Below are 13,407 nucleotides of genomic sequence, written 5' to 3'. Positions count from 1 at the left end.
CCTACTTATTGAGCCGATACTAAAATACTGTGTTGTTGAGATAGTGTGATTTTGGGGAGAGCGATCGCTTATAGTGTGATTTGGGGGGGTGCGATCGCTTCTAGGATGATTTTAGGAAGTGCGATAGCAAAGCAGACCGAAAGTATCGCTTTGAGATAAAGTAATTATTTACCTACTATTACTGATTTCCACAATCATTTCTCCTTGACGTAATTGTTCCAAAGCATCTCTCCTTGACGTAATTGTTCCAAAGCATCAGGTAAAGTAATTGTCAGAAGCTGACGCAAATTACGATTAGTAACATTTCCACAAGTTAACCAAAGAATTTGAGGAGGTATCCCTAAGCGACAAACCAAATCAACAAAATCACTATCTTTAGTCATGATGATGAAATTGGCGATTTTTGCGGCTTCAAAAATTTCGATATCTTTAGCGTCACGTAACCCAATATCTCTTAATGAAAATGCTTCTATAGCAAAAGTATTTGTTACCCAACTTGCTAATGTCGGGGGTAACTGTGCATCAATCCAAATTTTCATGCTGTCAACCGGACAAAATCAGTCCGTCGTGCAGCAAACACAAGACAAGCTTGAATATCTTCTGGTTCTAAGTCGGGAAAGTCTTCTAAAATTTCGCTAACCGTGACATTTTCCGCTAACATTTCTAAAATGTCACTGACTCTAATTCTCATACCTCGAATGCAAGGACGACCCCCACATTGACCGGGAATTTGCGTAATGCGAGTCAATAATTCATTCATTAAGTTATTTCATTATTTGACTATAAAACAATATTTTACCATAATGGCGATCGCAAAGCGCGACCTAGTAATTGCTTATAGTGTGATTTTGGGGGGTGCGATCGCCGTGAGAATCATTTTTGCGATCATGATTAACTCAAAAGGTGAAGTATGCTAACACCCTTATCTCTTGAACCATCCCTGATATTCACAGTGGAAACCCTTTTGTTCCCATACTAGCATATCAAAATCAATTAACTTATACCATTTGTTTGTAAAGTTGCATATAATCTACCTCCCGGCTTCGCTGTCCCCCCTTAGTAAGCTACGGTGTACAGTCTAATCAAGTTCCTATCTAGGGTTTTAATGCCCCCTAACCCCCAATTCTGGGGGAATTAAGAATTTCAAAGTCCCCCAAGTTGTAATTTCTGGAACTCCTGAAGCTGTACAAGCTGTAATGTCTCAAGTTAAAACCAAACAGGCTATCCCTTTAAAGATTTCAGACGCGTTCCATTCTCATTTAATGAAAGCAGCAGCAACAGAATTTCAAGAAGTTCTCGACTCAGTTGTTTTTCAGTCCGCAGTTGTTCCAGTTTTGTCCAATGTTGACCCAGTTCCCGCATTAGCAGCAGATACTTTAAAACAGCGTCTTTCCCAACAAATGACAGGTTCAGTTCGTTGGCGAGAAATTTCATTACAACTAGCAGAAAATGGTGTGGAAATAGGTCTTGGTAATGTATTAACTGGTTTAATAAAACGGACTTCTCCTAACTTGATTTTGGAAAATATCCGTAATGCTGGGGAATTACCAAATTAGCATTTTTAACTATAACAATTCTGTTGGAGTTGTGAACATGGACAGAGTTAGATCCCCGACTTCTCTAAGAAGTCGGGGATCTTGTTATTTCCAACAAATAGAAGACAGCAAAGCAAAAAGGAAAACTTTTTTGATAACTTCTCTTTTGGAAGTGTGTTTATCCCTCTTCCATGACTCTAGGCGACGCAAAATTTGAAACCTTTATTTAAAAAGGGTTTTGGCGATTTATTAATTTTTCAAAATGTTCGCCATATTTTGTTATTAATAAAAAGTTCAAACCTTTATCACATCTGGATTTCAAAATTAGACAATTATTTTTGTGATTCCCAGTTTAATGGAAGAGGGATAAACTCCAGTAATTTAAAAGTAACGATATAAGTCAAAACCCTTATGAAAATTATACACTACAGATATTTATCAGTAATTTACCGGAACTTATATGAATTTTTGATGAAGTAGATTTTGATTTTTGTCAGAATCAGACAGTTATCGAGCAAAATGGGGATAATATCCCCCGATTAAAAGATGAACAAGATTGAGAATTGATTTGTTTACTCCTAAACTCCTTCTTCAGACATATCTTGTTTTACACCACAGGGATCAAGACAAATCTTATTTTTCTACTATATAATCATATTTCGTATATCAGATTACAGATTTTATTTTGTAGATCAGATACGTGAGAAAATTAGAGGATTGTTAAGAATCGTAAATAACGTTAATATAAAAAAAGAATTAGGAAATATGCTTCTCATATATGGAGAACTCAAATCTATCCAATGCCCAGTTGCTAAAAGTCGTCCTAGAACCACTGTTAGAGGATTTTCAATATTGGTTTGATCACTACGAGCAAATCCTGGAAAATGAGAAAATTCAATTTATGAGTGAAAATGAGCAATTTGACTTAATGCAGCGAGTCAAAACTGCAAAAAATCAACTCATAACAGCCAAGATGTTATTTGCGGCAACTAATGAACAAGCGGGAATTGATATGACAACTGTTACCTCTTGGCATCAATTAGTTACAGAATGTTGGAGTGTAGGAATGCGTTTAGGTCTATCCAAGGAATCATCGTCTATTTGAGAAGATATCAAGATCCGGAAGATTCTCAAAATATAAGACGATTCTTAACATTGTTTTCATAAAAAAATCATGTGTTCCATGTTACCTTAATCTGAATATAAGGATTGCATCATATAACATACGCGCACAAGTAAAGAATTTTACACTCTCTGTTTACCGTAAATACACAATTATTTACGGAGTTTTAAGCTCTACAACATAACATTTTAACTACTGCTACTCTGGAGGAAAATTTCATGCTACATCTACTCTATATCTTAGCGTTCACCATTTTGGCATTTATAGCTGTTGGTAATTTAATTCGTAATCTGATCATGTTCAGTTTTGACAGAGAACGAAACTATCCAAATTATCCATCATCACAAGGTGGCTTTGGTTATTATGCCAATAGAAAACAATATGTACCCCATCCTGAGTTATTAGACAGTGCAGGTAATGTGATTAAAGAACCTCTGTTGGTGATGCGTTCTATTAATGTTGAAGATGCTAGAGAACAATTAGATGCTCTTTATGAGTCTTCACCTGGTCAAAAAAGCGATCGCTCTGAGGGTGCTTAATTAATATTGACTATTATTTGGTAAGAGGTAAGGCGTAATGCTAAACCTCTGTTTTTCATGGTTTTGAAAGGGCGTATCAGTTTTTTGCAGTCCCTTTGCTATCTTACAGCAGTGCATACCTCAATAAAAAAGTAAATATACTTATTAATTTGTTCAATTTGAGCATTTTTCCTATTCATAACTTGATACAAAATATTTGTAATTTCCAGAGATTACCAGGGGGGTTAAAAATTATTGGTCGAACTCAGGTTTAGTTTAGTTTGCACCCATTGAAACCTCAGCAACACAAAAATGTTGGGTTTCATTTCTCAAGATAACCTAGATAGTTTATATTTATTGACTTTCACCCCAAGGATAAAAAACCTGTACTCTTTTTCCCAGTCTTGCAACCATTATTTTTGCAAGATTTTTGTCAATTATTATACCATTATACTGAGGGCAAATACTACCTCAAAAAAATAAATCGAAAAACATGGGCAAATTGTCAAATACTTGTTATCTTTCTTAATATCAAGAAACAAATATCCAGGCAACATCTAGCCCAAGAATGATTTCTTCGGACTGTTATGTGATACACCAGATGGCAAATTCAGGTAGTACAGTATCCAAATCAGAAAGGAAAGCTTATTTTCATCTCACCTTGACTCCTGACTCTTGAATTTGTGTTGTCAATATCGGTTTTACACGTTGCTTATTTTGGAGTTCATTATGAATCAACCAATTAACCTATCTTTGGAACAGCAATTTAGCATTCGCTCTTTTGCCACTCAAGTCCAACACATGAGCCATGAACAAGCTCAAGACTTTTTAGTGAAACTGTATGAGCAAATGGTAGTACGTGAGGCAACTTATCAAGAACTGCTCAAACAGCAGTGGGGTCTAGATTCAGGTTCCACTATGGCATAGAGTTATTATTCTTGTGTTGCAGTGGGCGACCTCCTTCTCTTGCTGGTTTCCAGCACAGGAAAAAAGCTGGGGATGCTGGGGCGTCAACTTCGATCAAAATCCCATTTCAGATTTTAATTGAAGACTGGTAATTAGACCATATTTCATTTGTCAACTAGCATGAATCCATCAACTAGAAAGATCAAAAAGTGAATCAGTATCAATTGTTTCTAACTTAGATAATATTTTGGGCTTAATTTTCTCATATTCTTTTTTTAATAAACTTTTACTTGTTTGAACATCCGTTGATGGGGTGGATAAATTGCCAGATAAGAGCCATTGTTGTAGGCGTTGACGTTGATCCGGGGCAATGCTGGCAGGTAGTATATGTGTACAGGGATTAGGAGTTTCTTTGGTAAAGAATAAGATCCGATATTGCCCAGTCTGTTGTAATAGACGGGTAATTTCTTGACCAAAACTGGTTTTGATATCTAAATAATAGGGCAACCATTTAGCCCCATGTTGACGAGTATAAATAACTGTAATCCATAATATGACAGGATGGGGGGCAGAAATAAAGAGAAATTGATTGTATTGCGTACAAATTAACCGCTTTTCGATTTCTGCTTTAGGGAGCATTACCCATAGTGCTGGTAACAGATTTTTATCTTGGTAAATGGGTTGAATAAACACAATATCCGCAATTGGTTTATTGTGTGGCCAGGTTACAAGTTGTGCGACATCATTATTAGCTGAATATGTTTGTAGTTCTACTTGTGTATTGTTATAGAGAAGTGGAGTTGTCCACAAATCGGTTTTTATTTTCGTTTCTGGGATGGGAACTAGAGGGAAATTAGTTTTGATAGTTTCGTCAGAGTCTTGATATATAGGATTATTAATAATAGTGGTAGCATCTAAGACCGGAATCCGTTTGTCCTCAGTTTGTTCTAGGGCTGCGAGCAGATTAATGATGTCATTGATACTTTGGGGACGTTCACTAGCTTTTTTAGCCAGGCAACTCATAATTACGTCTTCCAACTGTTTTGGAATGGATAAGTTGGGAGCAGTTTCTGCAAATGTCTGGGGTTTTTCAAAGGTATGTGTTCTATACCATGCTCCAAAAGTGTTCGTTGCTGTGACTAAAGGCATTTTGCCGGTGAGCATTTCAAACATCATGATGCCAAAACTGTAGATATCGGAGCGATTATCTAGTTCTTTACCTTCGATTTGTTCAGGTGAAGAATAAGCTAAAGTGCCTAAATAGAATTTTGTATGGTCACCATCAGACATGAGTAACTTAGCAATACCGAAGTCGAGAACTTTGACTAATTCTCCAAAACTAGGATCTTGAATCACCATTATATTGCCAGGTTTGATATCACGATGGATGATGGGACATATCACTCCATCTACGGGAATACCATCATGAGCGCATTGTAAGCCCAGACCAATTTGTCTGGCTATGGTGAGAAATCTTGGTAATTTTAAGGGTTGTCTGCGAATGATATAACTTAAGCTGTGTCCTTGTAGATATTCCATGACATAGTAGGTTTCATCTATGCCATAATCCATGACTCGGACAATATGGATACTTTTTTGACCTAATAAGGCGCAGGTTTTTGCTTCTCGCTCAAATCGGTCTTGCAAACGCATTTTTTCATTTCCGATAGACAAAGCTAAAAACTTGACAGCAACAGGCACTCCTCCCATCAAAGTATCCTTAGCACGATAAACTCGTCCCATTGCTCCAGAACCAATAAGCTCTTGTAGTAGGTAACGTTTTCCGAGTAAGCGACCAATGTTGGGGTCTGATGGTCTCATCGCAATAATTAATCTATCTATGGGTAAGTGTAACTAATATGTTTGTCGTTTTAGATTAGCTTCCATTGTACTGTCTAAAGAATGACCCGAAAGGATACCACTGGTTAGGTAATATTGATCATCATTCAGCCGATGTAGAGTTTCAAAACCACTACGTCTTTGACGATACCGAAGCTCAGTGGAGTTATCTCCCAGTACCCAATATCTTTGTACAATGGTCTCTGGACAAATCCAGCCTTCACCTTCAATTTGTCCTAAGGAATTATGTTGTAGCAAAAAAGTATACTGTCTGTCTCCATCGTGTAGTCGTCCCTTGTACTGAAAAGAGATTTCCGGGCGATCGCTATTAGGGAAGATTAATTTTGTGGCCATAGAGAACCAATTATCTCGATTCCAAACTACTAATGTCAAACCTTTTAAGGGAATTGGTAGACTATTACGCTCTAACCAGCTACCTTGCATGACCCACCGCCCCGGTTCTAATAAAAAAGTATGCCCCACTGCTCAATTCCTTAGTGTTGTACCAGTACAGTCAAATTTTAGAAACACGAAACCACTATACTTTTTGAGAAAAAACAAGGAAAATTATAGCTAAGTTAGCCATAATTACCGTGAATTTCGCCTAAAAGTACCTCTTGAGATGCTCCTGTGACGGTGGGTAAGTTACCAGGAATACATAAGTTTCGCCAGTATGCTAAAACTGCAAATGCGATCGCTTCTTTAAATGAAGCACTTAAACTAAATTCATCTGTAGTTGAAACTGGCACTTTCCCTAACAATAACTGTAGCCGATATTTTAAGTAAATATTGCGACTACCCCCACCACATAATATTACCTTATGTGGCCTTCTAGGTAGAAAAGCTTCATAACTATGAACGATAGAAACTGCTGTTAGTTCCGTGATCGTGGCTAAAAAATCGGCAGGATTGAGTTGATAGGTTTGGGCATCTTCTAAGCATTGATTTAAGTAATGGACACCAAATAACTCCCGACCTGTGGATTTAGGCGGTGGTAAGTGAAAATATTCTTGTTGAAGCCATTGTTCTACTAAGAACTGACAGGGTGTGCCACTAGCCGACCAAGCTCCGTTTTCATCATAGGTTTTAGTCCCGTTAGTAAAATACTTGACAGCCAAATCCAAAAGACTATTACCCGGGCCTGTATCCCAACCCCGAATTTGAGACAACCAATCATCACCACGGGCGGGGAGATAAGTTACATTACCAATACCGCCAATATTTTGAATACAACGGTCTTCTTGGAGGTCACTGAGTAAATAGGCATCTACTCTAGGAACAAGGGGCGCACCATGACCATGGGCGGCAATATCGCCGATACGAAAATTACTGACAGTAGTAATACCCGTTAAATGGGCAATTAACGCGCCTCGACCTAATTGGCAACTATAACCTAGTTCTCCTGGGTTTTGACGTGGGCGATGATAAACAGTTTGACCGTGAGAACCGATCAGACTAGCTGGGGGATGACCAACTTGAATATTTTGAGCAGCTTGAGCAAAATTATGAGCGATCGCATCATCTATTGCTGCTAACTCTGCCATAGATACAGCAGCACCAGCCCCAATTTCCAGAATTTTTTCTCTAAGTTGAGGGGGATAGGGATAGGTTTCCCCTGCTAGTAATTTCACCTGGAGATCCCAATCTCGACCAGAAATTTCTACTAAAGCAGCATCTATTCCATCTACAGATGTACCACTCATTAAACCGATCACACGAGTCCGGTGCATTGACTCAAATACTTTTATAGATTGTCAATGGTAGTGTAATTCATCAAATTAGCTATGTCAAAAAAATCTAGCTAAATGAACCCCAATTACTGATTCTGTTGACGATTAATTTCTTGTAAATCCAGGGCATAATTTAAGCGTAAAATGTTCACCCCTGGTTCACCAAAAACACCTAAAAATCTGCCATCAATATATTTGGTTAATAAGGGAATGATATCATCTTCTTTAATTCCCCGTGCCCGTGCGATCCTCTCTACCTGTTGTCGCGCTGCTTTTAAAGAAATATGTGGGTCTAGACCTGAACCTGATGTATAAATCAAATCAGCTATAGGTTTTTTATTTTCATTCTGAAATTTTTCTGCTTCTTTAAGAATCATTTCCTTGAGTGCTGGATTACTAGGAGCAAGATTACTACTACCAGATATACCAGTAGGTTGAGCTTTTCTGCCTTGACTATATCTGACAGCACTAGGACGGCTATGAAAATAACGGTCTGATATAAATCCTTGACCGATTAAAGTTGAACCAATGGGTTGAGCATTAATATCTAACATAATGCTACCATTAGCTGAAAATGGAAAGAGATATTGACCAACGAGCAAGACAAAACCAGGATATATAATTGCTGTTAATAACCAAATTATCAGGGTTATTCTGATAGCTTTGATAGTTTCTATGATAATAGACATAATTTAAGGTTGAATTTTATTTTTATTTAGAAATTACTAAAATCGTTCAGGTTGAAAAATTACTATCAACAAATAAACAACTAACATTAAAGTAGTAATACCTAACACACCAATTGTCCATTTAGAAATGTGATCTAAGCTGATGGTAGTATTAGCATAAACTACTGGAGGAATCAAGAAATTAAGGTACATCTGCATAAAGATAGTTATTGGTAATTGGTGATTGATGATTGGTAATAGAATTTTCTCCCCTGCTCCCCTGCCTTCTGCTGTATTTAAACTAAACCCACAAATGTGATCATGATATCTATTAATTTAATAGCAATAAATGGAGCAATTACCCCACCTAAGCCATAAAGAAAGATATTCTGTTGGAGGAGTTGATTAGCTGTTAAAGGTCTAAATTTAATCCCCTTTAATGCTAGAGGAATTAAAGCCGGAATAATTAAAGCATTGTAAATTAATGCTGAAAGAATAGCAGAATTAACACTGCTTAACTTCATCACATTCAAGCTTTCTAGATTAGCAGATGTAAAAAGTACAGGAATAATCGCAAAATATTTAGCAATATCATTAGCGATAGAAAAGGTTGTCAATGCTCCACGAGTAATTAACAATTGCTTACCAATACTCACAATATCAATTAATTTGGTGGGATCAGAATCTAAATCCACCATATTAGCAGCTTCTTTAGCCGCTTGAGTTCCCGTATTCATGGCCACGCCCACATTAGCCTGTGCCAAAGCTGGGGCATCATTTGTTCCATCCCCCGTCATCGCTACTATTTTACCTTCTGCCTGTTCTCGCTGAATGACACTGATTTTATCTTCTGGGCTAGCTTCAGCAATAAATTCATCAACTCCAGCTTCTGCGGCAATTACAGAGGCAGTAATGCGATTATCACCGGTGAGCATGATTGTTCGCACTCCCATCCGTCGGAGTTGGTCAAATCGTTCGCGGATACCAGGTTTAACAATATCTTTCAGATAAATCACACCATAAATTTCGTTATCGAGACAAACTGCCAAAGGTGTACCACCTTTGCGAGATACTTGTTCATAGGTGGTATTTAGTTCTGAGGGATTTGTGCCATGACGGGAGAGAACAAAGCCTTTAATCGCTTCTACTGAACCTTTTCGGACTTCCCTACCCCCCGGTAAATTAGTGCCACTCATACGAGTTTTAGCACTAAATTCTATACCCTGGACTTGTTTGCGGTCTAAATCAAAGTTTGCCCCTAGTTTTTCTGCTAGTCGTACAATAGACTTGCCCTCTGGAGTATCATCAAAGATACTTGCAGCTAAAGCGACGTTAGCAATTTCGGCTATTGAGTGGCCATTAATGGGGATAAACTCTTCTGCTAAACGGTTGCCCAGGGTAATTGTCCCGGTTTTATCCAAAACTAGAGTATTAATGTCACCACAGGCTTCTACGGCTTTGCCAGAGGTGGCAATGACGTTAAATTTAGCTACTCTGTCCATACCAGCAATGCCGATGGTACTAAGTAAGCCGCCAATGGTGGTGGGGATGAGTGCAACTAACAGGGCAATCAAAACGGGGACACTCACGGGACTATTAACATAGTAGGCAAAGGCGGGAAGAGTAGCAACCACAAATAAAAATACCAAGCTGAGAACCGCTAATAATACGGTTAAAGCAATTTCACTGGGTGTTTTTGTGCGTTCTGCCCCTTCCACTAGGGCAATCATTCGGTCAATAAAGCCTTTACCTGGCTCGGCGGTAATACGAATAATCAGTTCATCGGAAATGATGCGTGTACCACCTGTAACAGAACTAGCAACATCTGAGCCTGATTCTTTGAGGACTGGGGCAGATTCTCCCGTAATGGCTGATTCATCTACAGAGGCTACACCCAGAATGACTTCGCCATCGGCAGGGATGATATCTCCTGAGACTACATAGATGGTGTCTCCTCGCTTCAATGTGCTGGCACGAACTTCTGTAACTGTGCCGTCAACGGTGATACTTTTAGCGGTGGTGGCTGATTGGGTAGAACGTAAAGTATCCGCTTGGGCTTTGCCTCTTCCTTCCGCTACGGCTTCAGCGAAGTTACTAAATAGAACTGTGAAGAACAAAATTCCTGTTAACAGGCCATTAAATAGACGGGGATTGGTTTGATTGGTAGTTCCAAATAATTCGGGGTCAATGGTGAGAAAGAATGTGATGAGCGTTCCCATCCACACCAAAAACATGACGGGATTTTTAATAGCATATTGGGGCGACAGTTTGATAAAAGTATTACCAACTACCTGAATATAAAGCCCTTTCCCTTTGTTGGTAACCCGCGTTTTTTTGCGTTTTTTGGGGCGATAACGAGGACGGGGGGATTTAGAATTGGAGCTAGTTCCGTTTGGTTTCATATATAAGTAATTTTTTAGGAGATCAAGGAGTCAGGAGTATGGCTAACGCCACGCCGCGCTATCAGGAGTTAGGGGGTAAGTAGGGGCGAACATCCGTTCACCCTTACAGTTCACGAAGAAGATAATTTTCTCCCCCTGCACCCTGTTAACTACCAGAGGCGAGTTTAAAGCCTTCGGCGATGGGGCCTAGAGCCAGAACGGGTAAAAATGTGAGGATACCTAAAATTAGGATGACACCTGCTGTAATGGTGGTAAACAGGAGAGAATCTGTTTTTAAAGTGCCACGGGTTGGGGGACTAGCTTGTTTTTTAGACATACTATCAGCTAGAAGGAGCAGGGCAATTATGGGAATGTAACGCCCGACAAAAATACTGGCAGTTGTACTTAAATTCCACCATAAACTGCCGTCATTTAATCCTTCTAATCCAGAACCATTATTAGCTGCGGCTGAGGCGTATTCATAAACTACTTGGGAAATACCATGAAAACCTGGGTTACTGATTCCTGCCAAAGATATAGGATAAGCTAGAGCGATCGCACTGGGAATTAAAACCATGGCTGGGTGAATTAACAGCACTAAACTAGCAAGAACAATTTCTGTTTTTTCAATTTTACGACCAAAAATTTCCGGTGTACGTCCTACCATCAATCCAGTAAGAAACACGGTGATAATGAGGTAAATGAATAGATACGCTGTTCCTATTCCTTGTCCTCCCCAAATTATTTGTAAAAACATATTGAATAAGCTGGAAAATGTCCCATTGGGCATGAGAGAATCGTGCATTCCATTGACAGCACCACACATGGTGGCGGTAGTTGCTACTGCCCATAGTGCGGTTTGCGCCCAGTCAAATCTGATTTCTTTACCTTCTAAATTGGGTGATTCTAATCTTAAAGCATTGTTAATTAGTGGATTTCCTGCTAATTCTCCCATGGCGGTGAAACCAATCAAAGTTACAAAAATAATAAACACCATGGAGAATAATAACCAGGTTTGTTTCAGATTGTTGGCAAATACTCCATAGGTGTAAATTAAGGATGTAGGAATGGCCAACATAGCAATTATTTCTATTAAATTAGAAGCACCATTGGGATTTTCAAAAGGATGGGCGGAGTTAGCTGCAAAAAATCCCCCGCCATTTTCACCTAACATTTTAATCATTTCCCAGGATGCGACTGGTCCTCTGGCTATATACTGAATTTTTCCTTCTAAGGTTTCTAATACTATCGGTTTGGCTAGGGTTTGGGGTACACCGCAAATAATCAAAGCGATCGCCCCAATTATAGATAAAGGTAGTAATATCCTAGTGATACCACGGGTAAAATCAACATAAAAATTCCCTAGTTTTCTTCCTGTTAAACCTCGAATAAAAGCAATTCCTACAGCTAAACCAATAGCGGCTGAAGTAAACATTAAAAAGCCTAAAGCTGATGTTTGACTAAAATAACTAAAGGTATTTTCCCCAGCGTAATGTTGTTGATCAGTGTTGGTCAGAAAGGAAATAGTAGTATGTAATAATAAATCCCATCTCATCCTTCCTAGTTGATTAGGATTCCCAGGGAGAAATTTCTGATAATAAAGTAAGGCGTATACTATACCACCCATGACTAAATTAGTACATAATAAAGCCCGGATATATCGCCAACCAGTCATATCATTTTTGTTACCCACACCCCCTAAAATATAAATAATTGACTCTATGGGGTTCATCACAGGATCAAGTATTGTCCTTTCTCCTAAGAAAACACGAGCTATGTACTTTCCTAATATTGGCGTAATGAATACGACAATACATAAAGTTAAACCAATTTGTAAAAAACCTTGTCCCATATAGTTTATACTCTATTTAACTCAGATTTTAATATTCAATAACAACAATAATGCGTGAACTACCCACACTGACCTGACGGTACTGTGTCGGCTTCCTGTCCAGCAGAAAGCACAGTAGTAGATTTCTTTCGTCCTCTATTACTGCGACTTACTTCTGGGCGACAGGCTTTATCCCCCGTTCCAGAGGTCAAAATTCGTAGTCCCTCATCTCTGAGGTTTATCGCTGCGTTGATATCTCTGTCATGTTTAGTCTGGCACTTTTCACAAGTCCAAAATCTTATATCTAGCGGCAAACTACCCACTTGATTAAGGCATATATGACAAGTTTTTGATGAAGGGAAAAATCTATCAACTTCTTGATAAATCTTCCCTTCATTTTCTGCCTTGTATTTAAGCATGGTACAAAACATTCCCCAGCCAACTTGTTGAATAGATTTGGCTAGACAATGATTTTGCATCATACCTTTAACATGAAGATTTTCTACCACAATAACTTGGTTTTCGTTAACTATCCTACGAGATAGTTTATGGAGAAAATCTTCTCTACAATTAGTTATTTTTCTGTGAACTCTAGCAACTTTCTTTCTGGCTTTATTTCGGTTGTTAGAGCCTTTTTGTTTTCTAGATAATTGCTGTTGTTTTATTTTTAAGTTTTTTTCATGTTTATTTAATATCCTGGGGTTATCAAACTTAGAACCATCACTGGTAATTGCAAAATGAGTTAACCCCAAATCAATACCTATTGCTTTACCTTCTGCAATTGATTCTGGCTTTTCCTTGCCATCTTCAAATAAAATAGCAGCGAAATATTGTTCACTACAATTTTTGGTGATAGTTACAGTTTTAATTTTTCCT

General features: G+C 38.4%; 14 protein-coding genes and 1 pseudogene. 5 read left to right on the top strand and 10 right to left on the bottom strand.

Going from position 1 to position 13,407, the window contains the following annotated elements; translation table 11 throughout:
* Positions 1–194 precede the first annotated feature (194 nt).
* Both CUN59_RS13460 and CUN59_RS13455 read right to left on the bottom strand, forming a co-directional pair.
* Positions 195–539 (bottom strand): DUF5615 family PIN-like protein, encoded by a 345-nt coding sequence (locus CUN59_RS13460; RefSeq protein WP_104388324.1) that lies wholly within the window; start codon positions 537–539, stop codon positions 195–197.
* Positions 536–760: a DUF433 domain-containing protein gene (locus CUN59_RS13455; protein WP_104388323.1), complete on the bottom strand. Its 225-nt coding sequence runs from the start codon at positions 758–760 to the stop codon at positions 536–538. The genes CUN59_RS13460 and CUN59_RS13455 overlap by 4 nt, the downstream gene beginning before the upstream one ends.
* 16 nt (positions 761–776) lie before the next feature.
* Between CUN59_RS13455 and CUN59_RS21450 the strand changes: the two genes are divergently transcribed.
* The 5 genes and pseudogenes from CUN59_RS21450 to CUN59_RS13435 all read left to right on the top strand — a co-directional run bounded on the left by CUN59_RS21450 (position 777) and on the right by CUN59_RS13435 (position 4,103).
* A complete protein-coding gene (locus tag CUN59_RS21450; protein ID WP_165790199.1) occupies positions 777–917 on the top strand; it encodes a hypothetical protein in 141 nt (46 codons plus the stop codon).
* Between the two features lie 237 nt (positions 918–1,154).
* A pseudogene (locus CUN59_RS13450) lies at positions 1,155–1,556 on the top strand (ACP S-malonyltransferase); the annotation flags it as partial.
* Positions 1,557–2,313: 757 nt separating this feature from the next.
* Positions 2,314–2,640, top strand: coding sequence for a DUF2605 domain-containing protein (locus CUN59_RS13445; RefSeq protein ID WP_104388322.1), 327 nt, complete (start codon positions 2,314–2,316; stop codon positions 2,638–2,640).
* A gap of 236 nt (positions 2,641–2,876) precedes the next feature.
* On the top strand, positions 2,877–3,197 hold the full coding sequence (locus CUN59_RS13440; RefSeq protein WP_104388321.1) for a DUF2973 domain-containing protein: 321 nt from the start codon (positions 2,877–2,879) through the stop codon (positions 3,195–3,197).
* Between the two features lie 708 nt (positions 3,198–3,905).
* Entirely contained in the window at positions 3,906–4,103 is a 198-nt protein-coding gene (locus CUN59_RS13435) for an NblA/ycf18 family protein (RefSeq protein ID WP_104388320.1), read from the top strand.
* 168 nt (positions 4,104–4,271) lie between these two features.
* On the opposite strand, the gene CUN59_RS13430 is transcribed toward CUN59_RS13435, so the two are convergent.
* The 8 genes from CUN59_RS13430 to CUN59_RS13395 all read right to left on the bottom strand — a co-directional run.
* The gene (locus tag CUN59_RS13430; RefSeq protein ID WP_104388319.1) at positions 4,272–5,903 is read right to left on the bottom strand and encodes a serine/threonine-protein kinase; all 1,632 of its coding nucleotides are present in this window, start codon (positions 5,901–5,903) and stop codon (positions 4,272–4,274) included.
* A 33-nt stretch (positions 5,904–5,936) separates the two neighbouring features.
* Positions 5,937–6,404, bottom strand: coding sequence for a hypothetical protein (locus tag CUN59_RS13425; protein ID WP_104388318.1), 468 nt, complete (start codon positions 6,402–6,404; stop codon positions 5,937–5,939).
* A 95-nt stretch (positions 6,405–6,499) separates the two neighbouring features.
* The gene (locus CUN59_RS13420) at positions 6,500–7,651 is read right to left on the bottom strand and encodes an anhydro-N-acetylmuramic acid kinase (protein ID WP_104388317.1); all 1,152 of its coding nucleotides are present in this window, start codon (positions 7,649–7,651) and stop codon (positions 6,500–6,502) included.
* An 86-nt stretch (positions 7,652–7,737) separates the two neighbouring features.
* Complete coding sequence (kdpC, locus tag CUN59_RS13415) at positions 7,738–8,340, bottom strand: K(+)-transporting ATPase subunit C (protein ID WP_104388316.1); 603 nt, start codon at positions 8,338–8,340, stop codon at positions 7,738–7,740.
* A gap of 36 nt (positions 8,341–8,376) precedes the next feature.
* Positions 8,377–8,538: a potassium-transporting ATPase subunit F gene (locus tag CUN59_RS13410; RefSeq protein ID WP_104388315.1), complete on the bottom strand. Its 162-nt coding sequence runs from the start codon at positions 8,536–8,538 to the stop codon at positions 8,377–8,379.
* 77 nt (positions 8,539–8,615) lie between these two features.
* Positions 8,616–10,721 (bottom strand): potassium-transporting ATPase subunit KdpB, encoded by a 2,106-nt coding sequence (kdpB, locus tag CUN59_RS13405; RefSeq protein WP_104388314.1) that lies wholly within the window; start codon positions 10,719–10,721, stop codon positions 8,616–8,618.
* A 145-nt stretch (positions 10,722–10,866) separates the two neighbouring features.
* Positions 10,867–12,552, bottom strand: a complete 1,686-nt coding sequence (gene kdpA / locus CUN59_RS13400) for a potassium-transporting ATPase subunit KdpA (RefSeq protein WP_104388313.1) — start codon at positions 12,550–12,552, stop codon at positions 10,867–10,869.
* Between the two features lie 59 nt (positions 12,553–12,611).
* The coding region (locus CUN59_RS13395) for an RNA-guided endonuclease InsQ/TnpB family protein (protein ID WP_104388325.1) at positions 12,612–13,407 on the bottom strand (796 nt) is incomplete at its 5' end.

This window comes from Cuspidothrix issatschenkoi CHARLIE-1 (assembly GCF_002934005.1).
GTDB classification, from domain to species: Bacteria; Cyanobacteriota; Cyanobacteriia; order Cyanobacteriales; family Nostocaceae; genus Cuspidothrix; species Cuspidothrix issatschenkoi.
Note: the sequence above shows the minus strand (reverse complement) of the source record. Positions and strands in the feature narration are given on the sequence as shown.

Excerpts from the sequence above, each read along its gene's own strand:
- CUN59_RS13460 (WP_104388324.1), bottom strand. The coding sequence starts at position 539 with ATGAAAATTTGGATTGATGCACAGTTACCCCCGACATTAGCAAGTTGG.
- CUN59_RS13455 (WP_104388323.1), bottom strand. The coding sequence starts at position 760 with ATGAATGAATTATTGACTCGCATTACGCAAATTCCCGGTCAATGTGGG.
- CUN59_RS13445 (WP_104388322.1), top strand. The coding sequence starts at position 2,314 with ATGGAGAACTCAAATCTATCCAATGCCCAGTTGCTAAAAGTCGTCCTA.
- CUN59_RS13440 (WP_104388321.1), top strand. The coding sequence starts at position 2,877 with ATGCTACATCTACTCTATATCTTAGCGTTCACCATTTTGGCATTTATA.
- CUN59_RS13435 (WP_104388320.1), top strand. The coding sequence starts at position 3,906 with ATGAATCAACCAATTAACCTATCTTTGGAACAGCAATTTAGCATTCGC.
- CUN59_RS13430 (WP_104388319.1), bottom strand. The coding sequence starts at position 5,903 with ATGAGACCATCAGACCCCAACATTGGTCGCTTACTCGGAAAACGTTAC.
- CUN59_RS13420 (WP_104388317.1), bottom strand. The coding sequence starts at position 7,651 with ATGCACCGGACTCGTGTGATCGGTTTAATGAGTGGTACATCTGTAGAT.
- kdpC (WP_104388316.1), bottom strand. The coding sequence starts at position 8,340 with ATGTCTATTATCATAGAAACTATCAAAGCTATCAGAATAACCCTGATA.
- CUN59_RS13410 (WP_104388315.1), bottom strand. The coding sequence starts at position 8,538 with ATGCAGATGTACCTTAATTTCTTGATTCCTCCAGTAGTTTATGCTAAT.
- kdpB (WP_104388314.1), bottom strand. The coding sequence starts at position 10,721 with ATGAAACCAAACGGAACTAGCTCCAATTCTAAATCCCCCCGTCCTCGT.
- kdpA (WP_104388313.1), bottom strand. The coding sequence starts at position 12,552 with ATGGGACAAGGTTTTTTACAAATTGGTTTAACTTTATGTATTGTCGTA.